Origin of the sequence: Rhizobium sp. NFR12 (assembly GCF_900108545.1) — a bacterium.
GTDB lineage: Bacteria > Pseudomonadota > Alphaproteobacteria > Rhizobiales > Rhizobiaceae > Neorhizobium > Neorhizobium soli.
The window spans coordinates 133,541-155,665 of record NZ_FNWM01000004.1 but is presented as its reverse complement, the minus strand read 5'-3'; the positions used below and the strand labels follow the sequence as shown (position 1 = coordinate 155,665).

The following is a 22,125-nucleotide window of genomic DNA, read 5'->3' as shown; positions in this document are numbered from 1 at the left end:
GGCGTTAAGCCGAGAGACGAGCGCGGCCACGTGAGCGGCGAGCGGCAAGAACCTTCTGGCCACCCTTGGTTGCCATACGGGCGCGGAAGCCGTGACGACGCTTGCGAACAAGCTTGGACGGCTGGTAGGTACGCTTCATTTTTTTAATACCGCGGTGTGCGGCCCTTCTTGAAGTTTGCTTCGTTAAAAGCAAGAGCGTTTAGGAAACGTTCGGGCGCCGGCCGCAGTGCGACTGGGAGCCTTGTGAACGTGCGCGGCTTATAAGGGGAAGAGGCGCGAAAAGTCAATCGCAGCACCGCGATTGCGCTCGGTTCCGGGCAAGTGTCTGACGAAGTTGGCTGGATTCTGGATGTCGCGTTAAGGCTTGTGTCCACACGGGCTTTCCATGTCCTGTAAGCCTGACGGATGAAAACCGTGCTTTCCCGGAGTAGACCCCATGTATTTTCGTGGATTCGGGAGACTTCAGTCAGTTGCGAGGCAGCGCTAGACTAGGCAGGCGCTCACTAATTGAGCTTTTGATCATCAACAAATGTTAATCTCTCAGTGCTATTTCTCGCACCATCAAGATGTAGGGGTTTAGGGCCCTCCGCATTTTTTAATTTGTCGCTTCGGGGGAATGCATTGTGAAGATAAGAGCCAAGATCAACATGCTCGTTGGTGTAATGAGCGTTGTAACCTGTGTCATCGGTGGCATATCGCTCTTCGCAGTCCAGAAATACAATCAACAGACTAGAGACTATGCTGCTGTTGCGCAGCGCGTGTACCAGGGTGAGCATCTTAACCGCATGGTGACGGCCGTTGTTATGGATGCGCGGGGCGTCTATGCAGCCAAGGACGCAGCAAGCGCCAAGCCGTTCGGCGATGGTATCATGAAATCGCTTGCCGAAATCGAGAAGCTCATCGCCGCTTGGGGGCCGACCGTCCCGGCGGAGGAGAAGGAAATCTTCGACAAACTCGTCGCGCGCTTCCAGGAATTTAAGGCCTTCCGCTCCGAGACTGCGCGTCTCGGCCAGGCCGAAGGGCCACAGGCCGCCAACGTTCAGGGCAATAACGACGCCAATCGCGCCAACCGCAAGGCTTACCAGGAGCAGATCGACGCAATCGTCAAGATCGACCAGGCGGCGATGGACAAGCTCAGCGCCGAAATCGACGGCTTTGGCGACATGATCTTCTACAGCGTGCTCGGTGCTACCCTGCTGGGTGTGATGGGTGGTCTTGCATTCGGCATTTCGCTCGGTCGCAAGCAGATAAGCCAGCCGATTCTCGAGCTTACGTCTTCGATGAAGCAACTGGCCACCGGCGACTACGCTGCAGCTGTGCCCTTTGCCGGTCGTGCCGACGAAATCGGAGACATGGCGGAGGCTGTCGGCGTGTTCAAGAAGAACGGCCTCGAGGTGGCGCGGATGAGCGGTGCCGAAGCAGAGATGCGATCGAAGAACGACGATCTCCAGGCGCGCATGGCCAACGTCGTCGGCGCAGCGGTCGAAGGTGATTTTTCGCGGCGCATCGACAAGCAGTGGGGCGATGAAAACCTCGACCGGTTCGCACGCAATGTCGATCAGCTTGTCTCAAGTGTCGATGCAGGCGTGGCGGAAACGCGCCGTGTCATCGGCAGCTTGGCGGAAGGCAAGTTCGACGACAGCATGGCCGGCCATTTCAAGGGCGCCTTTGCCGAACTGCAGCAGAACGTCAATGCGACGATGGACACGCTGCGTGGCACCATGCGCAACATCCGTGCCGGAACCGGCGCGATGAACGACGGGGCATCCGAACTCAGCTCCGCCGTCAACGATCTCTCCAAGCGCACCGAGCAGCAGGCAGCGGCTCTCGAAGAAACCTCGGCGGCACTCGACGAGATCACGGCCGTGGTGAAGACCTCGACCGAGCGGGCCACCGAGGCGACCGTGATGGTGAGCGAAGCCAAGACCAGTGCCGTGCAGTCCGGTGAGGTGGTGCGCAGCGCCGTCGACGCCATGGGCCGTATCGAGCAGGCATCGCGCGAGATTGCCCAGATTACCAACGTCATCGACGAGATCGCCTTCCAGACCAACCTCCTGGCGCTCAACGCCGGTGTCGAGGCAGCTCGTGCGGGCGAAGCCGGCAAGGGATTTGCCGTCGTCGCACAGGAAGTGCGCGAACTGGCGCAGCGGTCGGCCAGTGCGGCCAAGGATATCAAGGCGCTGATCGGCAAGTCCGGTGACGAAGTGGCGGCCGGCGTGCGGCTCGTCCAGAACACCGGCCATGCCCTGTCCGACATTGAATCCCGCGTCATCAGCATCAACGATCACATCAACTCGATCGCCGTTGCATCGCGCGAGCAGGCGACCGGCTTGGCGGAGATCAACAGCGCCATCAACCAGATGGATCAGGTGACGCAGCAAAATGCCGCGATGGTGGAAGAAACATCCGCCGCGACCTCGAGGCTTTCCGGTGAAGCGGACAATCTTTTCGCACTCGTATCCAAGTTCCGGATCGACGGCGAATCGTCGGGTCATCGTGCGCCCGTCGCGGTCGCTTCCGGTTCTGCCACTGCAAGAACACCGGCGGCCCGCGTGTCCCCGGTCAAGACCATGACCAAATCGATCGCCCGCGCCTTTGGCGGCGGATCCGCCGCTGCGGCAGCGGCGCCGTCGGCAAGCGCGGACTGGGAAGAATTCTGAGCCGAACCACCCGTGCAAGCGAACAGGGGCCCAGGTGGTATCGTCCATCCGGGCCCTTTGTTTTTGTCGGTTCTGTCGTGCTTCAATCTAGCCCAGGAAACGCTCCAAGGCCGACTTCCGGTTGGGGGGTGGAAAAAATGCGCCAGAAAGCTAGAATATGCAGATGATTGCAGCCACCACCGAACGGCTGGACAGGCGAGATAACGATGACGAGCCACATGGATGATGCGGCCGAAACTCCAAAGCAGGAGCAATCGGCGCAGACCGGAGCAGCCTCCAGGGCGTCTGCCGAGCAGATGCCGCAGCTTTTCCGTGGGCTCTCCGGTCGTCTTCTCTGGCTGACGATCGTCTTCGTGATGCTGGCCGAAATCCTGATCTTCATGCCGTCTGTTGCCGGCATGCGGATGAATTGGCTGCGTGACCGGCTGGATACTGCCGCTGCGGCCGGAATCGTCATCGACGGACTTCAACCGGCGGAACTGCCCCGCGCCGTGCAGGACGACACGCTTCTTGCCACAGGAACCAAGGTGATTGCGCTGCGCAAGGACGGGACCTCGCGCCTGCTGGCAGCAGTCGATGTGCCGCCGCAGATCGACGAGCAGTATGATCTGACCGATACGCCGCTTCTGGTGACGATGCGCGACGCGCTGGACACGCTGTTTTTGGGCGGCGGACGCGTCATGCGCATCTACGGCCCGATCGGAGAAAGTGACATGATCATCGAACTGGTCATGACCGACGATGCTCTGCGCAAGGATATGCTCAAATACGCGAAGATGATGTTTCTCCTGTCGCTGCTGATTTCGATCATCACGGCAGTTCTTATCTTCCTCGCCATCAACCGCATGATGATCCTGCCGATCCGGCGCCTGACGAAAAGCATGCAGAAATTTTCCGAGCAGCCGGAAGATCCTGCGCGTGTGTTTACTGCCGACCGGTCTCGTGGCGAGCTCGCCGTCGCCGGCCGGCATTTGTCGGCCATGCAGACTGAGCTGCAGCGGACGCTGAAACAACAGCGCAACCTGGCCGATCTCGGTCTCGCCGTCTCCAAGATCAACCACGACATGCGCAACATCCTTGCGTCAGCGCAGCTGATGTCGGACCGCCTGACCGATGTCGAAGATCCGATGGTGCGCAGCTTCGCACCAAAACTGTTGCGCACGATCGACCGCGCCGTCGGCTACACGACCGAAGTGCTGGCTTACGGGCAGGCCTCGGAAGCCGCGCCGAAGCGGCGCCGGATTCTTCTCGCCGAACTTTTCCAGGAAGTCCGCGACATCCTGGCCATCGATCCTGATGCCGGCATCGAATTTCACGATCAGATCGCCGTCGATCTCGAGGTCGATTGCGACAGCGAACAGATCTTCCGGGTGATCCACAACCTCTGCCGCAACGCGCTGCAGGCGCTGGTGACGTTCGAGCCGGACGACAAGTCGATTGCGCGCCGCATCACGGTCTCAGCCCACAGGGTCGGCAGCGTCGTCAGCATCATGATTGACGACACCGGCCCCGGCATGCCCCGCAAGGCCCGCGAGAACCTGTTCTCGGCCTTCCGCGGTTCGGCCCGGTCCGGCGGCACCGGTCTTGGCTTGGTGATCGCACGCGAGCTTGTCCTTGCCCATGGCGGCACGATTGCGCTGGTGGAAAAGCCGACCGAGGGTACTCAGTTCCGCATCGAAATTCCCGATCGTCCCGTATCGCTGGACGACTACCGCGCCCGCGCCTGATCGCAAAATCACGCAAATTCAGGGGCTTGCGAACTATTTGACATGAAAATGACAGTCGCTGACCGAAAATCGCTTGCAATCCTTTGCCGCAGCATTTAGAGGATCGCCACGCAAGCAAAACACACTGCTTGCAGACGCACCCGTAGCTCAGCTGGATAGAGCACCAGACTACGAATCTGGGGGTCAGGAGTTCGAATCTCTTCGGGTGCGCCATTCTCTTCTTCCCAAAAATGTTCTCTCAACTCTCGGTCCGCCGGCAATCATTTTTGTTGATTTGTCGATAGGGGATATGCGACCTGCTGTTCCGTCAATTCGGAGCGAGAACCATGCAGAACGCAAACATGCTGTCATCGAGAGACGGTGGCTCCGGCGCTAGTGGGGGCATCTCCGGCTTTCTTTCCAGCGGTGTGAAGCCGGTCGCGGTGTTGTTCGGCATCTACTTCATACTCAGCATCGCCATTCGCGTGTCGCTTCCCAATTCGTTGACGCTCGACGAGGCTGAGCAGTCGCTCAACTCGCAGTTCTGGCTGCTCGGCTACGGACCGCAGCCGCCTTTCTACAACTGGGTACAGAACCTGTTCGTTGGCGCACTCGACATCTCGCTGCTGTCGCTGGCGCTGCCCCGGTTCGGAATGCTGTTCCTGGTCTATCTGTTCATGGGCCTTGCCGCGCGGGAACTGCAGGTCAGCCGCAGCTTTGCCGGCCTTGCCATGCTCAGCCTGACGCTGCTGCCGCAGGTTTCCTTCATGCCGCAGCAGGATCTTACCCACACGATCGCGCTCCTGATGGCGACCTCCCTGTTTTTCTACGGTCTTTGCCGCACGCTGGTGCGTCCTGACTGGCAGGGATATGCGATCATCGGCATTGCGATCGGGATCGGTACGATCTCGAAGTACAATTTCGTCATCCTTCCTGCCGCGACGATCGTGGCGGTTGCGCTCGATCGGGACTGGCGCGCGCGTCTTCTTGATCCGCGCATGCTGCTCGCCGCCGTCATCTGCATTGCCATCGTCCTGCCGCACGCGGTTTGGCTTCTCGGCAATCTCGATCTCGCAACGCGTGGCACGCTTGGCAAAATGGTTGAGTCGGATGCGCCGCAGGGTATTTTCCGCGTCACCAAGGCGCTCGGATCGCTCCTCGTCGCCTGCCTCGCCTTCGGCGCACTGGCTGTCGTCGTGCTGGCACTTGCATTCAAGTCTTCGGTCAAGCGGGCGGTCAGGGCAGGGGATCGCTGGACCACGCTGTTTGGCCGCATCATGCTGTTCTCACTGATCGGCGTGGTTGCGGTCGTCCTCGTGGCTGGAACGACACGGATCACCGAGCGCTGGCTCGACCCTTATCTGCTGGCATTGCCGTTGTATCTGCTGCTGAAATTCGATCGCGCCGGGGCCGACCTTGGTTTGGGTTTCAAACGGCTGGTCCCCGTGTTTCTGGTGATCATGGTGGTCGTGCTGGTACCGGGGCCGGCAAAGGTTCTGACGGCAGGCCTGCTTGGACCTCCGGGCCGTATCAATATGCCGTTTGCTGACCTGGCAAAGCAGATCCGCACCGAGGATCGCCCGGCAACCATTCTGGCGCTCGGGATGCATCTTTCCGGCAATATCCGCATGCAGTTTCCCGATGTACCGGTGTTCGACATCGACAGTGCATCGGGCAAGCGCGCGATGCGGGATCTCGCGCCGCCGGTCCTCGTGATCGAGGCGGATGGAGACGGTGCCGTTGTCGAGCCGAAACTCGATGCGGCAATGCTGGAAAGCGCGACTGGTCTTTCCGCCACCGATTTCCGGACAAGGCTCGTTCCGTATCATCGCGCGCCGGACCGAAACATGGGCTTCCGGTACCTCTGGCTTCGCTGAGGCCGGTTTCAAAGAGATCAGGCCGGTGAGATCCGGCAAAAGGTTCAAGCGCGTCAGGGGCGAAACATGAGATGGAAACGCACGATCCAGTTGCTGGATGTCCATGCCGAAGGTGAGATCGGACGGGTCGCAATCGGTGGCGTCCCCAAGATCCCGGGCGATACGGTCGCAGCCCAGCTTGCCTGGTTGAATTCCGATCCCAAGGGCCACGAACTGCGCCGCTTCCTCTGCCTGGAACCGCGTGGCGCCCCGATCGGTTCCGTCAACCTGCTGCTGCCGGCGAAGCATCCGGATGCGGATGCAGCCTTTGTGATTCTCCAGCCGGATCAGGCGCATGCCAGTTCCGGGTCCAACTCCATCTGCGCCACCACCGCGCTTCTGGAAGCCGGTATCGTCGAGATGAAGGAGCCCGAGACGGTCGTGACGCTGGAAACGGCTGCGGGCCTCGTCAGGGCCGTTGCTACCTGCCGCGACGGACGATGCGAGAAGGTGAAGCTCACCATGGTGCCGTCCTTCGTCCATCAGCTTGATGTGACGATCAGCACACCGCAATGGGGAGATATCACGCTCGATCTGTCATACGGCGGCATCTTCTATGCATTGGTTGATGTCGACCAGATCGGCCTTAAGATCGAGAAGGGCAATGCCGCGGAACTGGTCAAGGCCGGCATGATCCTGAAGGATCTGGTCAACCGGCAGGTCGAGGTCGTACACCCTGAAATTCCCGAAATTTCCGGCGTTGCTTATGTGATGTTTCGCGATACGGAAGCGGATGGCACGGTCAGAACCTGCACGACCATGTGGCCGGGCCGGGCAGACAGGTCGCCCTGCGGCACCGGCAACTCGGCCAATCTCGCAACGCTTCACGCGCGCGGCAGGGCAAAGGTCGGAGACAGCTTCATCTCGCGCTCCATCATCGGCACTCAGTTCGAAGTGGGATTGGCTGCCGAAACGAAGGTTGCCGGTAAAACTGCGATCATTCCGACGATAGCGGGACGCGGTTTTACATTTGGTCTGCACCAGATCGCGCTTGATCCGTTCGACCCACTGGCCGATGGTTTCGCGATGACGGATGTCTGGGGTCCGTCAGCCGGAGATATCTAAGCGGAGGCCGTCGGCGAGCCTTGCGTCGTCTCGACGGTCTTAGATATCTCTGCCGTTCTTGGCAGGAGTTTCAATGTCACCCTGCTTCAGAACCAGCGTGTTCATAACCTCGTTCATGTCCTGCTTCGGCTGAGCTGGGATCATGCCGAGTTCCTGGAATTCCATGACCTTCTGTGCGCCGAACAGGTCGCCCTTCTCGGCAGCCTTGCGATAGAGGTCGACCGCCTTCTGCGCATCGGCCGTAATGCCCTCGCCGCTTTCGTACATCAGGCCGAGGTTGATCATCGCATCGGTATTGCCGCGCTGTGCAGCCAGATCGTACCAGGCGATCGCCGTCTGATCGTCGGCCGGCAACATCGTGCCTTCGTCATAAATCGCGCCGATGTTGAACGCAGCGGTATCGTCGCCTTCAGCAGCTGCCTTTTCAAACCAAGTGAGCGCCTTGGTGACGTCGACCTGAGTTCCCAGGCCATCCCGATAGGCGACGCCAAGATTGTAGGCTGCGAGCCGGTTACCGCCGTTTGCAGCTTCTGTATAGAGACGGAATTCCTGCTGCTCGTCACCCAGGCGGCCCATCAGCATGCCGAAGTTAACCTTGGCTGCAGGGTAGTTTGCTTCGGCAGCTACATTATAAGCCGTCATCGCCTGATCGGCCTGTTCGGAATTGTTGAGTGCGCGGCCCAGCTGATAGGCGAAACGCGGGTTGCCGGTCGCCTCGTAAGCGGTGCGGCACGCATCAACGGCCTTAACGTCGATGTTTGCGATATCGACCGGAGCAAATGAACCATTGCGCTGCTCGTCGAACGGGCTGCCGGCAAGCTGGTCGCACTCGGTCTGAAGAGCTACAGTCACGAGGAGGTTGGAACGCTCCTGGGCACTCAGGGAAACCGTCAATGCACAGAAAGCTGCGGCAGCGCCTGCTGCAATTGCCAATCCCCTGTTGACTTTCGAATTAAGGGATTTCATCTTCTCGCTCCGGCTGGTAGAACTGTTCGATTGGTGGACGAACGCCGGAAATGCGGACTGGTTCCTGCCGATCTTAAGCTTTCATTGATAAATGGTATCCAGCCTGTGCACATTTGCGTGTAATCGGGGCGTGTAGTGATGGGGTTCCACACTATCGTCCGCGTCAGTTTGTTGTCGCGGTGATTGTTTTGAGCGGAATGTTGATGCTAAGGGGGATGAACTCTTCCAGCGCCAACAACCGCCCAGAGGCCCCATGAATACCATCAGTATCCGCCGCCCCGACGACTGGCATCTGCATTTGCGCGACGGCGCGGTTCTCGAAGGGGTGATCGGCGATACCAGCCGGCATTTCGCGCGCGCGATCATTATGCCCAATCTGGTCCCGCCGGTGGTCACGACCGCAGACGCAAGAGCGTACCGCGAACGGATCATGGCGGCATTGCCCAAGGGCGACCGGTTCGAACCGCTGATGACGCTGTACCTGACGGAACAGACCGATCCCAATGATCTCGAAGACGGCAAGAACAGCGGCCTGATCACCGCAGTCAAACTCTACCCCGCCGGTGCCACCACCAACTCGCATGGTGGCGTGCGCGATTTCGACAAGGCGATGCCGGCGCTCGAGCGCATGGCAAAGATCGGCCTGCCGCTTTGCGTACACGGCGAAGTCACGACGCCGGACGTCGATATCTTCGACCGCGAAGCCGTCTTCATCGAGACCGTTCTCGATCCGCTGCGCAAGCGCCTGCCGGAACTGAAGGTGACGATGGAGCATGTGACCACGGCCGACGGCATCGACTATATCAAGTCGGCCGAATCCAATCTGGCCGGAACGATCACCACCCATCACCTGATCATCAACCGCAACGCGCTTCTCGTCGGCGGTATCCGCCCGCATTATTACTGCCTGCCGGTCGCCAAGCGCGAAAACCATCGCCTGGCACTGAGAGCCGCGGCGACTTCCGGCGATGCCCGCTTCTTCCTCGGCACCGATTCGGCGCCGCATGTGGATCCGCTGAAGGAATGCGGTTGCGGTTGCGCCGGCATCTATACCTCGCTCAACACCATGAGCTGCCTTGCCCATGTGTTCGAACAGGATAACGCGCTCGACAAGCTCGAAGCCTTCACCTCGCTGAACGGCCCGGCTTGGTATGGTCTGGCGCCCAACGAAGAACGCATCTCGATGGTTCGCCAGGCTGATCCGGTTGCTTTCCCGGACAAACGGGACACGGGGGCTGGCCTCATCACCGTGTTTGATCCGATGTTTCCGCTGCACTGGGAAGTCGTTGAAACCTAAGCGGCATTTGGCAGGAAATTTAAGCTTGACGGTTGCTTGGTAATAATTTGGAGACAAACGGGAGATAGTTTTCCGCCCGTTACCTGACTTCGATCACCGAAGAGTTTGCCGGCATGACGCTAGACTATAAATCTCTTCTGCTTGCACTCGGCGTTTCTGCCGCGTGCCTGATGGTGACCTTGTTCGGCACCTGGTTTTCAAGGCGGACCGATTCTTTCCTGCTGACGCTGGTCATCGCATTGAGCATGACGGTAACCGGCATCTTCGCCTATGGCTTCTACACGGCCGAAGCCGGTACCCTGACCGCATCCGTCGCATACGTGTTCATGATCTCCGGCCTCAGCGTTATCTACGGTGCCTCCGTCCAGTTCCGCACCGGTGCAAAGCCCTGGCGGCTTGCCGCACTTTTGGCGCTTGCGGCGATCGCCCCGGGGCTGCCGCTGATGATCGGCGGTCTCGACGGGCTGGGCTTCATCCTGATGAACATTGCAGCAGCGCTGCTTCTTGGCGGTACGGCATGGCAATACTGGCTGGCGCGCAGCGAAGCGCCCGGTCCGCTGACCGGCATGGCCATCCTTTATGCGATGAGCGGATTTTCCTTCGTTCTGTGTGCATCCGTCCTCATTGCCAACCAGCAGTGGGTGCTGGGTCACGCCCCGAACAACTGGGCCGAGACGCTCAATATCGGCATCTGCATCGCCGGCATGACAGGCATCGGCGCGCTCTCGCTGGCGCTTCACCAGTGGCGCATGGCAGCGCTCCATCGGCGCGAGGCAATGACCGATGCGCTGACCGGACTGATGAACCGCCGCGCCATGTTCGAGCGCAACGGCGGTCGGATGCTGGGCACCTCCACCGCGGTCATCGTGTTCGACATCGACCGTTTCAAGACAATCAACGACCAGTACGGTCATGCGGTCGGCGATGAAGTGCTGAAGATCTTTGCCGAGGATCTGCTGGTGGAAACGCCGGGCCCCAACACCGCGCGACTGGGCGGCGAGGAATTCGCCGTCCTTCTCGACAATGTTCTGCCGGGGCGCGCCGAGCGGATCGCCAACGATATCCGCAATCGTTTCGGTGCCCGTGACATCACGGTCGGGGTTGACCGCGTGCGCTGCACGGTCAGCGCCGGAATCGCGGTGGGTTCCCAATCGGGCGTGCTTTTCGAAACTGTGCTCAGTCTCGCCGATGCGGCACTTTACGAAGCAAAGCGGGCCGGGCGTGACCGCGTCCAGGTCTCAGGCTACCTGCGGTCAGTGTCGTCGGGCGAAAATCGCACAAGCGCCTGAAAACGCCTGAATTCAGTAAATCGTACCCGCCTTGCGCTGGCGCGGTCTCCCGCTTGCTGATATTGCGGCGCGTGGTTTCTAGATGCAGTTCCGACGAGAATGTCATGCGGCCTTTCCGCAGGGACTTGCGACACGATGAATCGAGCAAAGGAGCGGGCGCATGATTCAGACCACATTTCCGGACCGTAGCGTTATGGCCGAACTCATGGCCAAGATGCTGTGGGAAATCGGTGCGGTGCATTTCAATGCCGAAAAGCACTACAAGTTTGCCTCAGGCATGATGAGCCCGGTCTATATCGATTGCCGCAAGCTGCTGTCCTACCCGCGCATCCGCTCCACCATCATGGATTTCGCCGTGTCGACGCTTCTGCGTGACGCCGGCTTTGAAAAATTCGATTGCATCGCAGGCGGCGAGACCGCCGGCATTCCGTTCGCTGCCCTTCTGGCAGACCGCCTGGCGCTGCCAATGATCTATGTGCGCAAGCAGCCCAAGGGCCATGGCCGCAACGCCCAGATCGAGGGTAACCTGCCCGAAGGTTCACGCGTCCTCGTGATCGAGGATCTGACCACGGCCGGCGGTTCGATGTTCAAGTTCATCGATGCCATCCGTGCTGCCGGCGGCGTCGTCGATCATGGCATGGCCCTGTTCTACTACGGCATCTTCGACGAAGGCGCGCTGCGGTTTGCCGATGGCAAGGTGCAGTTCCACCACATTGCCACATGGCGCAACGTGCTTTCGGTCGCCCGCGACCAGAAGCTGTTCGACGAGAACACGCTGTCGGAAGTCGAGGCATTTCTGGATGCCCCGCTGGCATGGTCGGCCCGCAACGGCGGCATCAGCGAACTGCCCCGCTAAGCATTCGCGGAACGCGAGCTTTTGCTCTGGTCAACGGACAAAAGCTCGCTTATTCCTGTCGAAAACAGGCAAATTCCTTGGGAGGAAATCCATGATCCTGTGCTGCGGCGAAGCTCTTATCGACATGCTTCCGCGTGAAACCACGCTTGGCGAGAAGGGCTTTGCGCCCTATGCCGGTGGCGCCATTTTCAATACGGCCATCGCGCTCGGGCGCCTCGGCGTGGACACAGGCTTCTTCACGGGCCTTGCCGACGACATGATGGGCGATGTCCTGCGCGACACGCTGCGCGGCAGCAATGTCGATTTCAGCTACTGTGCCATCACCGCCCGCCCGTCCACCATTGCCTTCGTCAAGCTGGTCGATGGCCATGCCACCTACGCCTTCTATGACGAGGGCACGGCCGGCCGCATGATCACCGAGGCCGACCTGCCAGCGATCGGCGACGATTGCGAAGCCCTGCATTTCGGCGCGATCAGCCTCATCCCGGAACCGTGCGGCTCGACCTACGAGGCACTGATGGCCCGCGAGCAGGGCAAGCGCGTCATCTCTCTCGATCCGAACATCCGTCCCGGCTTTATCAAGGACAAGGCCTCGCATCTCGCCCGCATCAACCGCATGGCGGCGATGTCTGATATCGTCAAGTTCTCCGACGAGGACCTCGCTTGGTTCGGCCTTGAAGGCGATGAGGACACGCTTGCCCGCCACTGGCTGCATCACGGCGCAAAGCTCGTCGTCGTGACCCGCGGCGCCGATGGTGCAGTCGGCTACACCGCCAATCACAAGGTGACCGTGCCGAGCGAGAAGGTGACGGTGGTCGATACGGTCGGTGCCGGTGATACGTTCGACGCCGGTGTGCTGGCATCCCTGAAAATGCAGAACCTCCTTACCAAGCCGCAGATCGCAAGCCTGTCGGAGGATCAGATCGCGGCCCTTCTGGCACTCGGCGCCAAGGCTGCGGCAGTCACCGTCTCGCGGGCAGGGGCAAACCCGCCGTTCGCGAAAGAGATCGGGCTCTGAGAAGGACCTTGTCGCCTGCCGACTGTCCTCGTTGATGAACGAAGCAGCGGCAGGACTTCAGGCTTAATTTGGCATCGGGATGTTTTGCATCACATTGGGCCAAAGGCCAGTAACGCCGATGAAGATCAGATAGAGCGCCACCACGTAATTCAGAATGCGCGGCATCAGAAGGATGACAATCCCCGCGATGAGCGCGACGAGCGGCTGTATGAAGACGATCGATTGCATTGTCTTGGCTCCTGGTCAGACTATGGGCGTTTCGCCAGCAACGGCAGAAGTGTCCGCGCCTTCACAAACTCGGTGAGGAGCTATTGGTTGCTCGGAGCGCCAATCACGACGAGTGCGGCATGCGCTTCCGTGGTATCAAGGATGAGCCGGGCGAACCCGGCTCATCCTAAGGCGTCTCAGCCAATCAATGCCTTCACCAGACCTTGCGTCGAGCCGTCCTGGTCGTCAGCGGCGGCCTTGCCCTGCACGACTGGCAAAAGACCGGTCGCCAGTTCCTTGCCAAGCTCCACGCCCCACTGGTCGAAGGAATTGATGCGGAACAGCACGCCTTCGACAAAGACCCGGTGCTCGTAGAGCGCGATCAGCCGGCCGAGCGCAAACGGCGTCAGCTTGTCGTAGACGAAGGTGATCGACGGGCGGTTGCCGGTGAAGACCCGATGCGGCGCGATGTGGCTGGCCTTCGCCTCGTCCATGCCGGCCTTTGCCAGCTGCGCCTTGGCCTCATCCAGTGTCCGGCCTTTCATCAGGGCCGCCGACTGCGCCAGGCAATTGGCGATCAGCAGATCGTGCTGATGGCGAAGCTCCGGCTCGAAGCCAGTCTTTGCAATCATAAATTCGGCCGGAATGACGCTCGTGCCTTGGTGGATCAGCTGGTAGAAGGCATGCTGGCCGTTGGTGCCGGGTTCGCCCCAGACGACCGGGCCGGAATTGCCTTCGACCGGAGTTCCATCGATCGTCACACCCTTGCCGTTCGATTCCATGTCCAGCTGCTGCAGATAGGCCGGGAAGCGCAGCAGCCGCTGGTCATAGGGAAGGATCGCGCGGGTCGGGTAATCCAGCACGTTGCGGTGATAAAAGCCGACCAGGCCAAGCAGCATCGGCAGGTTCTGCGCGGTCGGCGCCGTGCGGAAATGGGTATCCATCGCATGCGCGCCATCGAGAAACTTGCCGAAATTCTCAGGACCGACGGCAAGCATCAGCGGCAGGCCGATCGCCGACCAGATCGAATAGCGACCGCCGACCCAGTCCCAGAAGCCGAACACCCGGTCCTGGTCGATGCCGAAGGCGGCAACCTTGTCGAGCGCCGTCGAGACCGCGCAGAAATGATGCTTCACCGCATCGTCACCCAGCTTGTCGGCGATGAACTTGCGGGCCGTGGCGGCATTGGTCATCGTCTCGATCGTCGTGAAGGTTTTCGAGGCGACGATAAACAGCGTCGTTTCGGCCTCGAGATGCTTCAGCGTGTCGGCAATGTGGGCGCCATCGACATTGGAAACGAAATGCGCGCGCGGGCCGTCATGGAAAGGCGCAAGTGCAAGCGTAGCCATGACCGGGCCGAGATCGGAGCCGCCGATGCCGATGTTGACGACGTCGGTGATCGCCTTGCCCGTTGCGCCCTTCAGGCTGCCGGAGCGGATGCCGTCTGCGAATTTGCCCATCGCCGCAAGCACGGCGTTGACATCAGGCATCACGTCCTTGCCATCGACCATCACCGGAGCGTTGGAACGGTTGCGCAAGGCGGTATGAAGAACGGCACGGTCTTCCGTGAAGTTGATGGCGACGCCCGAAAACATCTCGTCGCGCTTTTTCGCAACACCGGCAGCTTCGGCCAGCGTCTCGAACAAAGCGAGGATGTCGTCGTTCACCGCAGTCTTGGAATAATCCATGGTGAGGTCGTCGAAGCTGACGCTGAATTTCCCGAACCGGCCGGGATCAGCAGCAAAAGCCGCGCGGATATCCGTGGCATTTGTCTTCTCGGCAGTGGATTTCAGCTCGTTGACGATGGTCTGCATGGACGTTCCTCGCATTCGGATGGATGCGTGGGAACCTATTCGCTTTCGCGTTCAAATCAAGCGCTGCGCGCGATGTTCGCTGCGTGCCTGGACTTCTGGCCTTACGGAACGATGGCACTTTCGGCCGTGTTGCCGATGGCGCGGCCGAAGCGATCCACCTGTTCGGCGTAGTTGCGCCGCGTGCGCGGGTCGAAGATCGAGATCGGCGTCGAGACGGCAACGCTTGCCGCACTGCCGACCGTCTGTGCCGTGCCGAGCGCCACAGCACCCAGGCGCTCGCCAAGTCCGACATCGCTGTCGGTCACTTCCTGGCCGGCGATCAGCCGGTTGCCGATCAGCTTCACGACATCTGGGCTTGAGGCGAACTTGCCGTGGTTGAGCGGATCGTTCCCCTTCAGCGCCGTCAGATCGAGCACGGTAATACCGGCCTTCTCGAATTCGGTACGATAGGGTTCGACGGTCGGATCCACCTGCCCGAGCCGATCGATATTGCCCGAAATCCGTCGCGACAGATTGAGCGCACGGTCATCGCGCGAAACGAACAACGTGAATTTCGGATGCTTGGGACCAAGCGCCGAGAACTGGTTGGTGAACACGTCGACATCGAGATCCGGCGAGGCAAGGATGACGTTGGTGATCTTCGGTGCCACGCGACCGTCGCGGATCGCCATCTGGCGCAGCGCCTCGACTGTCAGCCATGAACCCATCGAATGCGCCATGATCGTCACTTCGCTGACTTGGGAATCCTTGGAAAGCCGGCTCAGCATGTCTTCCAGCGCGTCGCGGGAATAGTTGGTGCTTTCCTTGTCGTAGTTATAGGCAAAGATGCTGCCGCGCGAAGGCCATGTGAAGAGGACCGGTGCCACATCGGTTCCGCTGTCGTGGACGATCTGGGCGAACCGGTAGACGGCGTCGTCGTAGCGGTTGTTGAACCCGTGCACGAACACCATTACCCGTCGGCTTTTCGGCAGGTTGCCGCGCAACCACTCACTGGCACGCTGCGGCGAGAGCGGCGTGACCGAAAGCGTCGCAAATTCCTTGGTCGGATCCGCCACGATCTTTTTCGGCCACTGGACCTCGCCGATCTTGCGGACTGAATCGGGGGGTATCGAGACGCTGATTTCGGTCACGCTCGGGGTCTTGTCGCGCTCTCCGGAAAACAGCACGCCCGGCGTCTCGGAGGGTCGGCGCGTGGTGGCGACGAGAACGTCTACCTTGGATATGCCCTTGGTTTCCGCAGCCCCTGCCGCGGCTGGAACGAGCACGCCTTCAGGCCGCCCGGCGCAGCCCGAAAGGGCGGCTGCCAAGAGCGCAGCAATGACGATGCAACGAAAGGGTCCAGCGCTTTTATCCAAGCGAACTCCACATGCCAAAAAGTTAATTATCCTTAACGGCTAACGGAGCAGGCGTCCAAGGTCCACCTCAAACGGGTGATCTCTCGTCGGACGGGGGCAGTTGGGCAGCGCTTGTCGCAGCCGCGCAACGAATGGCTATTGCCGAAGCTCGCGCCTCAGAATTTTTCCGACATTCGTTTTCGGCAGCGCGTCGCGGAACTCGATAAAGCGAGGGCGCTTGTAGTTTGTCAGGTTGGCAATGCAGTGCGCCTTGATATTGGCCTCGGTCAGTTCCGGATCCCGGCGCACGACGAACACCTTGACCGCCTCGCCGGAATGTTCGTCCTTGACGCCAACTGCTGCGCATTCCAGCACGCCCGGATGGCTCGCCACGACTTCCTCAACCTCGTTCGGATAGACGTTGAAGCCGGAGACAAGGATCATGTCCTTCTTGCGATCGACGATCTTGATATAGCCGGCAGCGTCCATGTAGCCCATGTCGCCGGTGCGGAAGAATCCGTCCGGGGTCATCGCCTTCTCCGTCTCGTCCGGCCGGTTCCAGTATCCGGCCATCACCTGCGGGCCGTGGATGCAGATTTCGCCGACGCCGCCGAGTTCGACCTCCAGCCCGTCGTCGTCGCGGATCGAGATATCGGTAGACGAGATCGGCAAGCCAATCATGCCGGTGAATCCCTGGACATCCATCCGGTTGGCGGTGGCGACCGGCGACGTCTCGGACAGGCCGTAGCCTTCGGTAATCGGGCAACCGGTCATCTCAAGCCAGCGCTCGGCGACCGGCCGCTGCACCGACATGCCACCGCCGAACACAAGCAGCAGCGCCGAAAAGTCCAGCTTCTGGAAATCGGCATTGTTCATCAGCGCATTAAACAGCGTGTTGAGCCCGGGGAAGACGTGGATCTTGTATTTCTGCAGATCCTTGACGAAGGCCGGGATATCGCGCGGATTGGCAATCAGGATATTGTGGCTGCCGGTCGCAACCCCCATCAGCGAATTCACCGTCAGCGCGAAGATGTGGTAGAGCGGCAGCGCGCAGAGGAACTGCAACTGCGGCGGACGCGGCTTGGTCAGGAAGGCTGTGTCCAGCCACAGGCCCATCTGGGATGCATTGGACAGAAGATTGGCGTGGGTCAGGATCGCGCCCTTGGAAACTCCCGTCGTGCCGCCCGTATATTGCAGAAACGCGATGTCCTGCGGTCCCACATTCTGCGGCGTTAGCGTCTTGCCGGATCCGGCCGACAGAACCTGCTTGAAGGTGATTGCCGAAGGCAGCGACCAGTTCGGAACGAGTTTCTTCACCCGTCGCACGACAAGATTGACGACATGGCCCTTGAGGCCCAACATGTCGCCCATCGTTGCCACGATCACATGCGTCACATCGGTGCCGGCCAGCGACTGTTCCACCGTATGGGCGAAGTTTTCCAGCACGAACAGCGCCTTGGCGCCGGAATCCTTCAACTGGTACTGGAGTTCGCGCGGCGTATAGAGCGGGTTGACATTGACGACCGTATAGCCTGCCCGAAGGATGCCGTAGACGACGACGGGGTTCTGCAGGATGTTCGGCAGCATCACCGCCACCCGGTCACCCTTTTGCAGACCCGTCGATTGCAGCCAGGCGCCGATCTTGCGGCTCTCGGCCTCAAGCTCCCGGAAGGTGATGGCCTTTCCCATGCTCGAAAAGGCGGGGCGATCGGCATAACGGGCGCAGCTGTCTTCAAACAGGGCGCCGAGCGACGGATGTGACAGGGGCGGGATTTCGGCCGGTACGCCGGGCGGGTAGGTGGCAAGCCAGATCTTTTCCCTGGTCGCTACGGGCTGCTTGGACAATTCGCTCATCTGCGTCTCCTCCCTTATCGATCTTCGCGCACCAGGCGCTGGCTGGCGGCTTCCTCCTCCTCCAACCTCGTCGATGATTTTACCATGCGTCGGACCATGCAGACCAGCGCAACCTATCGTGATTGCTATCTAACTTTGACGTAAGCGTCAACGTACCGCGAAGTGTAGCCAATGGGATTTTCCGGGCAATTTGCGGAACCTCCTCAAGTGCAGGCCGTTTTTACAAGCATAACGACACGACAAGAGGAGTTGCGTTATGATGCATAATGAACCGCGTGCGGGGCAGGACCCTTATGTCAAAGACACCGTTTCGCTGATTGCCAGCGACAAGGTCGAAGGCACCGCAGTCTACGGCGCCGACGGCAAGCGGATCGGCTCGATTGCGCGTATTTTGCTTGAGAAAATGGGTGGCCGCGTTGCATATGCAGTCCTGAGCTTCGGTGGCTTCCTCGGCATCGGCGACGACTACTATCCGCTGCCGTGGGAAAAGCTCCACTACGACGAGGAGCTGGACGGTTACCGGATCGACCTCACCAAGGATCAGATCTCCGGCGCCCCGCGCTACAAGGATATCGACGACGACAGCTTCTACAGCGCCAAGGACAAGTCGGTCTACGACTACTACGGCGTCCCGCCATACTGGATGTAGTCGTTCCAGCAACGAATTTTAATCGAAGGGCCTCGCCGTGTGCGGGGCCTTTTTGCGTTTGCGCTCAATCCAGTTTCAGCACCATCTCCGACTGCGTCAGCCGGCTGCGCCGCCATCCTATGCGTCGCATGAAGGGATCGAGCAACCCAGCTGCGATATTCTCCGCCGTATAAAGCCGGCGACCGGGATAGCGGGCCGCGAGGCCGTCGGCCAGGGCGCGTCCGAGACCCTTGCGCCGTTCCGCAGGATCGACCGCAAACCCGTAGAGCCGGACGTCGTCCTTCGTATCATCAAGCAATGCGACCGCCTTTGTCCCGATCGAAAAGCTCTTCATCGGCGAACCGGGATGGCGGAAACATGCAGGGTCCGTCTGCCATGTCGGGTGTGCATCCGCAAAACGGAACAGCATCGCGGCCGCTTCCATCTGGTCGCATTCGGCTGCTGCTTGCACGTCCGGCACCGGCCGTGTCCGGCTGCGGCTAAACCCGACCTGCCTGCGGGACGTCTCGAAACCGAGCGACAGATAAAGATCGCGGGCGCGAACATTGGAATCGATGACTTCGAGGAGAAGCACCTCGTCGCCCCGTGCCCTGGCGGAGCCGATCGCATCGGTCATCACGCGGGTCCCAAGACCCTGACCGCGGATCGTGGGTCCAATGCCGAGCGCACTGACGCGGGACCGTTTCCCCCGTCGCGCAATCAGCAATGCGCCGGCAGGCTTGTCACCGTCAAAAAATACCTCGCTGGCTTCAGGGTCGACATCTTCACGCGCCATCCGCAGGGCAAACGCTTCAGCGGAGATGGTGAACTTCACGACATAGCCGCGAAAGCCTTCGGTGAAGCCGGCGGCTGCATCCTCCATCGTGGTATCCGCAAGACTGCGACGCGTGACGGCTTCTGTTTTCTGCATTGATCAGGACCTCCGCCCACCGGCGCGCTGACTAGAGAGTGTTGGAAGGTGCGCCTCTTTCGAAATTCTCCACATGGTCGATGACCTGTGCCCAGAGCGATTGCATCGCCTCGTCGCTTGCCCAGGCGACATGGGGCGTGACGATCACGTTCGGCCGGTCGAGAACGGCAAGAAGCGGATTGTCCGGTGCCGGAGGCTCCTTCGTCAAGACGTCGAAGCCGGCTCCACCGATCAGCCCTTCATTCAGTGCCGTGACCAGGTCGGCCTCGTTGACCAGCCCGCCGCGCGCCGTGTTGATGACCAGCGGTTTGCGTTTCATCCGGCGGAATTCTTCGATGCCGATCATGTCGCGGGTCTCGGGCGTCAGCGGCATGTGGAAGGTGATGATATCGGCGCGCTCGAGCACCTCCTCGAACGCCGTATAGCCGGGCGCAACATCCGGTGAACCCTTGCGGGCAGCAAACAGCGGCGTCATTCCCAGCGCCTCGCCGATCAGCGCCACGGATTTGCCCAGCGTCCCGCCGCCGAAAATGCCGAGCGTCGAGCCGGCAAGATCCTTGATCGGATGGTTGAAGAAACAGAACTGGTTCGCCCGCTGCCATTCGCCGTCGATCACGTCCTGCCGGAAGCCGATGATCGAGCGGCGCAGCGCAAAGATCAGCGCGAATGTATGCTCGGGCACCGTATTCACCGCATAACCACGCACGTTGGAGACGACGATGCCTTGGTCCTTGGCCGCTGCCAGATCGATCACATCATAGCCGGTGGCTGCGACCGCGATCATCTTCAGCCGCGAGGCCTGTGCGATCGAGGCGGCACGCACCGGCGCCTTGTTGGTGATGACGATATCGGCATCGGCAATCCGCGCTGCGACCTCATCTTCCGGCGTCTTGCCGTATTCCACCCACTCATGCGCAAACCCCGGCCGGGTGATCGTTACCGAAGGGCCGATCGTGTCGCGATCCAGGAATACGATCTTCAGCACTGGCTTTCCTCCTCTGGCCTCACAGGATTTCTCGTATAACATCCGCCATGCTGCGTGGAAGCTTGAAACTGCGAGAGTGGGCATGGCGGAAATATTGGAGCTCGATTGCGTCGTCATCGGCGGCGGCGTGGTGGGGCTGGCGATCGCGCGGCGCCTGGCACTCTCTGGCCGCGAGGTGATCGTGCTCGAGGCCGAAGCGCTGACTGGCAGCATTACCTCCGCCCGCAACAGCGAAGTCATTCATGCCGGGCTCTATTACGCGACAGGCAGCCTTAAGGCTGCGCTATCGGTCTCCGGCAAGCACAGTCTCTACCAGTACTGCGATGAGCGCGGCATTCCCCACCGTCGCTGCGGCAAGCTCGTCGTTGCCGCAAGCGAGCCGGAGGTCGCCTATCTCGAAAAGCTCCTGAAGCAGGCGTGGGCCAATGGCGTCGCGGATTGCCGGCTGGTCGACGGCGCGGAACTGGCCGCCATGGAGCCGCAGATCCGCGGCTTCAAGGGTCTGCTTTCACCCTCGACCGGCATCATCGACAGCCACCGGCTGATGGAAGCTTATATCGCCGATATCGAGAACCACGGCGGCAGCATCGTCCTCAACTCTCCGGTTCTCGGCGGCACCTTGCGGGACGATTCGGTACGCCTCTCGGTCGGTGGGGCCGATCCTGTCGATGTCGATGCAAAGCTGGTCGTCAACGCGGCAGGCCTTGGCGCGTGGGGCATTTCCGCCGGTCTCGAAGGTCTCGATCCCGCGACCATCCCCGAACGCCACTATGCCAAGGGATCCTATTTCTCGCTTTCGGCCCGCGCGCCCGCGCAACGGCTGATTTATCCGGTGCCAGAACCCGGCGGGCTCGGCGTACATCTGACGCTGGATATGGCCGGTCAGGCACGGTTCGGCCCTGACGTCGAATGGGTGGAGACGATCGACTATGACGTCGATCCCGATCGATCGCAGAAGTTCTATTCCGCCATCCGCCGTTACTGGCCGGGCCTTGCCGATGGCACGCTTGTTCCCGCCTATTCCGGCATCCGCCCCAAGGTCGTCGGTTCCAAGGGAGGCGGCGGGGGAGATTTCATCATTCAGGGACCGACGCAAACGGGCCACCCGGGGTATGCGGCGCTCTACGGAATAGAGTCGCCCGGGCTGACATCGTCGATGGCAATCGCCGAATATCTAGAAAAACTAATATATTAACGATTTCGCGAGGTTTGGGAACGCACCTCTGCGAGCCTCGTTCAGCTTTTGTGAAGGAGTAAAGCTCATTGTTTCGCTCAGTACGGGCGATTCGCCCGGTATTTACGGAGTTGAAATGACGCTCTTACAGTTCCCGGCCGATCGACGCACTGGTGATGTCAGACGATGTGCTGAAACCCTGAGTGATCTTCATGGCCACGCCGCCAACCAGTTCTGGAGAACGGAAATGGCGGAATTTGCACGGTCCATGCGCCAGCGCGGCGCTGACGACCAGGAAATCTCAAGGCAGGCCGCACTGTTCATGCATGCCGTCCAGATGGAACTGCAGATGATGTTTGCAGAACAGGACGCGGACGTATCGGCTGGCTGATTTTTCGCGGAGCGCGTGACTGGTATCGCGTGAC

At 60.5% G+C, this 22,125-nt stretch carries 19 protein-coding genes and 1 tRNA gene; 12 read left to right on the top strand and 8 right to left on the bottom strand.

Features of this window, described 5'->3' with window-relative positions:
* Positions 1-4: 4 nt before the first annotated feature.
* Entirely contained in the window at positions 5-139 is a 135-nt protein-coding gene (gene rpmH / locus BLW69_RS17070; protein WP_062578914.1) for a 50S ribosomal protein L34, read from the bottom strand.
* A 484-nt stretch (positions 140-623) separates the two neighbouring features.
* On the opposite strand from rpmH, the gene BLW69_RS17065 reads away from it, so the two are divergent.
* The 5 genes from BLW69_RS17065 (at position 624) to BLW69_RS17045 (ending at position 7,347) form a co-directional block, all read left to right on the top strand.
* Positions 624-2,660 (top strand): methyl-accepting chemotaxis protein, encoded by a 2,037-nt coding sequence (locus BLW69_RS17065; protein ID WP_062453970.1) that lies wholly within the window; start codon positions 624-626, stop codon positions 2,658-2,660.
* 296 nt (positions 2,661-2,956) lie between these two features.
* Positions 2,957-4,387 carry a sensor histidine kinase gene (locus tag BLW69_RS17060; protein WP_244474024.1) on the top strand — a complete coding sequence of 477 codons (1,431 nt, stop codon included), beginning with the start codon at positions 2,957-2,959 and terminating at the stop codon, positions 4,385-4,387.
* Positions 4,388-4,523: 136 nt separating this feature from the next.
* Positions 4,524-4,600: transfer RNA gene (locus BLW69_RS17055), tRNA-Arg, on the top strand.
* A gap of 113 nt (positions 4,601-4,713) precedes the next feature.
* On the top strand, positions 4,714-6,243 hold the full coding sequence (locus BLW69_RS17050; RefSeq protein WP_244508875.1) for a glycosyltransferase family 39 protein: 1,530 nt from the start codon (positions 4,714-4,716) through the stop codon (positions 6,241-6,243).
* 66 nt (positions 6,244-6,309) lie between these two features.
* Positions 6,310-7,347, top strand: a complete 1,038-nt coding sequence (locus BLW69_RS17045) for a 4-hydroxyproline epimerase (protein WP_092663696.1) — start codon at positions 6,310-6,312, stop codon at positions 7,345-7,347.
* Positions 7,348-7,386: 39 nt separating this feature from the next.
* Here BLW69_RS17045 and BLW69_RS17040 read toward each other — a convergent pair whose 3' ends face one another.
* Positions 7,387-8,313 (bottom strand): tetratricopeptide repeat protein, encoded by a 927-nt coding sequence (locus BLW69_RS17040; RefSeq protein WP_092663694.1) that lies wholly within the window; start codon positions 8,311-8,313, stop codon positions 7,387-7,389.
* 253 nt (positions 8,314-8,566) lie between these two features.
* Between BLW69_RS17040 and pyrC the strand changes: the two genes are divergently transcribed.
* From pyrC to BLW69_RS17020, 4 genes are all read left to right on the top strand, one after another.
* Complete coding sequence (gene pyrC, locus BLW69_RS17035; RefSeq protein ID WP_092663692.1) at positions 8,567-9,610, top strand: dihydroorotase; 1,044 nt, start codon at positions 8,567-8,569, stop codon at positions 9,608-9,610.
* Positions 9,611-9,723: 113 nt separating this feature from the next.
* On the top strand, positions 9,724-10,899 hold the full coding sequence (locus BLW69_RS17030) for a GGDEF domain-containing protein (protein WP_062578921.1): 1,176 nt from the start codon (positions 9,724-9,726) through the stop codon (positions 10,897-10,899).
* A 160-nt stretch (positions 10,900-11,059) separates the two neighbouring features.
* Complete coding sequence (locus BLW69_RS17025; RefSeq protein ID WP_062453965.1) at positions 11,060-11,755, top strand: orotate phosphoribosyltransferase; 696 nt, start codon at positions 11,060-11,062, stop codon at positions 11,753-11,755.
* 91 nt (positions 11,756-11,846) lie between these two features.
* On the top strand, positions 11,847-12,773 hold the full coding sequence (locus BLW69_RS17020; protein ID WP_092663690.1) for a carbohydrate kinase family protein: 927 nt from the start codon (positions 11,847-11,849) through the stop codon (positions 12,771-12,773).
* A 63-nt stretch (positions 12,774-12,836) separates the two neighbouring features.
* Here the strand turns inward: BLW69_RS17020 and BLW69_RS17015 are convergent, their stop codons facing one another.
* The 4 genes from BLW69_RS17015 to BLW69_RS17000 all read right to left on the bottom strand — a co-directional run bounded on the left by BLW69_RS17015 (position 12,837) and on the right by BLW69_RS17000 (position 17,982).
* On the bottom strand, positions 12,837-13,001 hold the full coding sequence (locus BLW69_RS17015; protein WP_082471821.1) for a DUF3096 domain-containing protein: 165 nt from the start codon (positions 12,999-13,001) through the stop codon (positions 12,837-12,839).
* Positions 13,002-13,177: 176 nt separating this feature from the next.
* The gene (gene pgi / locus BLW69_RS17010) at positions 13,178-14,794 is read right to left on the bottom strand and encodes a glucose-6-phosphate isomerase (RefSeq protein ID WP_092663688.1); all 1,617 of its coding nucleotides are present in this window, start codon (positions 14,792-14,794) and stop codon (positions 13,178-13,180) included.
* A gap of 101 nt (positions 14,795-14,895) precedes the next feature.
* A complete protein-coding gene (locus BLW69_RS17005) occupies positions 14,896-16,149 on the bottom strand; it encodes an alpha/beta hydrolase (RefSeq protein ID WP_062578927.1) in 1,254 nt (417 codons plus the stop codon).
* 135 nt (positions 16,150-16,284) lie between these two features.
* Complete coding sequence (locus BLW69_RS17000; RefSeq protein ID WP_092663684.1) at positions 16,285-17,982, bottom strand: long-chain fatty acid--CoA ligase; 1,698 nt, start codon at positions 17,980-17,982, stop codon at positions 16,285-16,287.
* A gap of 256 nt (positions 17,983-18,238) precedes the next feature.
* Here BLW69_RS17000 and BLW69_RS16995 point away from each other — a divergent pair, with 256 nt between their 5' ends.
* Positions 18,239-18,631 carry a PRC-barrel domain-containing protein gene (locus tag BLW69_RS16995; protein WP_092663682.1) on the top strand — a complete coding sequence of 131 codons (393 nt, stop codon included), beginning with the start codon at positions 18,239-18,241 and terminating at the stop codon, positions 18,629-18,631.
* Between the two features lie 64 nt (positions 18,632-18,695).
* Here BLW69_RS16995 and BLW69_RS16990 read toward each other — a convergent pair whose 3' ends face one another.
* Both BLW69_RS16990 and BLW69_RS16985 read right to left on the bottom strand, forming a co-directional pair.
* Positions 18,696-19,541, bottom strand: a complete 846-nt coding sequence (locus BLW69_RS16990; RefSeq protein ID WP_092663680.1) for a GNAT family N-acetyltransferase — start codon at positions 19,539-19,541, stop codon at positions 18,696-18,698.
* Positions 19,542-19,572: 31 nt separating this feature from the next.
* Positions 19,573-20,523, bottom strand: a complete 951-nt coding sequence (locus tag BLW69_RS16985) for a D-2-hydroxyacid dehydrogenase (protein ID WP_092664104.1) — start codon at positions 20,521-20,523, stop codon at positions 19,573-19,575.
* A gap of 85 nt (positions 20,524-20,608) precedes the next feature.
* Here BLW69_RS16985 and BLW69_RS16980 point away from each other — a divergent pair, with 85 nt between their 5' ends.
* The gene (locus BLW69_RS16980; RefSeq protein ID WP_210184929.1) at positions 20,609-21,721 is read left to right on the top strand and encodes an NAD(P)/FAD-dependent oxidoreductase; all 1,113 of its coding nucleotides are present in this window, start codon (positions 20,609-20,611) and stop codon (positions 21,719-21,721) included.
* A 115-nt stretch (positions 21,722-21,836) separates the two neighbouring features.
* A complete protein-coding gene (locus BLW69_RS16975; RefSeq protein ID WP_062453958.1) occupies positions 21,837-22,091 on the top strand; it encodes a DUF6074 family protein in 255 nt (84 codons plus the stop codon).
* The last annotated feature ends 34 nt before the right edge of the window (positions 22,092-22,125 follow it).

Coding starts and splice junctions, on each gene's coding strand:
- rpmH (WP_062578914.1), bottom strand. CDS start 139: ATGAAGCGTACCTACCAGCCGTCCAAGCTTGTTCGCAAGCGTCGTCAC.
- BLW69_RS17060 (WP_244474024.1), top strand. CDS start 2,957: ATGCCGCAGCTTTTCCGTGGGCTCTCCGGTCGTCTTCTCTGGCTGACG.
- BLW69_RS17050 (WP_244508875.1), top strand. CDS start 4,714: ATGCAGAACGCAAACATGCTGTCATCGAGAGACGGTGGCTCCGGCGCT.
- BLW69_RS17045 (WP_092663696.1), top strand. CDS start 6,310: ATGAGATGGAAACGCACGATCCAGTTGCTGGATGTCCATGCCGAAGGT.
- BLW69_RS17040 (WP_092663694.1), bottom strand. CDS start 8,313: ATGAAATCCCTTAATTCGAAAGTCAACAGGGGATTGGCAATTGCAGCA.
- pyrC (WP_092663692.1), top strand. CDS start 8,567: ATGAATACCATCAGTATCCGCCGCCCCGACGACTGGCATCTGCATTTG.
- BLW69_RS17030 (WP_062578921.1), top strand. CDS start 9,724: ATGACGCTAGACTATAAATCTCTTCTGCTTGCACTCGGCGTTTCTGCC.
- BLW69_RS17025 (WP_062453965.1), top strand. CDS start 11,060: ATGATTCAGACCACATTTCCGGACCGTAGCGTTATGGCCGAACTCATG.
- BLW69_RS17020 (WP_092663690.1), top strand. CDS start 11,847: ATGATCCTGTGCTGCGGCGAAGCTCTTATCGACATGCTTCCGCGTGAA.
- BLW69_RS17015 (WP_082471821.1), bottom strand. CDS start 13,001: ATGCAATCGATCGTCTTCATACAGCCGCTCGTCGCGCTCATCGCGGGG.
- pgi (WP_092663688.1), bottom strand. CDS start 14,794: ATGCAGACCATCGTCAACGAGCTGAAATCCACTGCCGAGAAGACAAAT.
- BLW69_RS17000 (WP_092663684.1), bottom strand. CDS start 17,982: ATGAGCGAATTGTCCAAGCAGCCCGTAGCGACCAGGGAAAAGATCTGG.
- BLW69_RS16995 (WP_092663682.1), top strand. CDS start 18,239: ATGATGCATAATGAACCGCGTGCGGGGCAGGACCCTTATGTCAAAGAC.
- BLW69_RS16990 (WP_092663680.1), bottom strand. CDS start 19,541: ATGCAGAAAACAGAAGCCGTCACGCGTCGCAGTCTTGCGGATACCACG.
- BLW69_RS16980 (WP_210184929.1), top strand. CDS start 20,609: ATGGCGGAAATATTGGAGCTCGATTGCGTCGTCATCGGCGGCGGCGTG.
- BLW69_RS16975 (WP_062453958.1), top strand. CDS start 21,837: ATGACGCTCTTACAGTTCCCGGCCGATCGACGCACTGGTGATGTCAGA.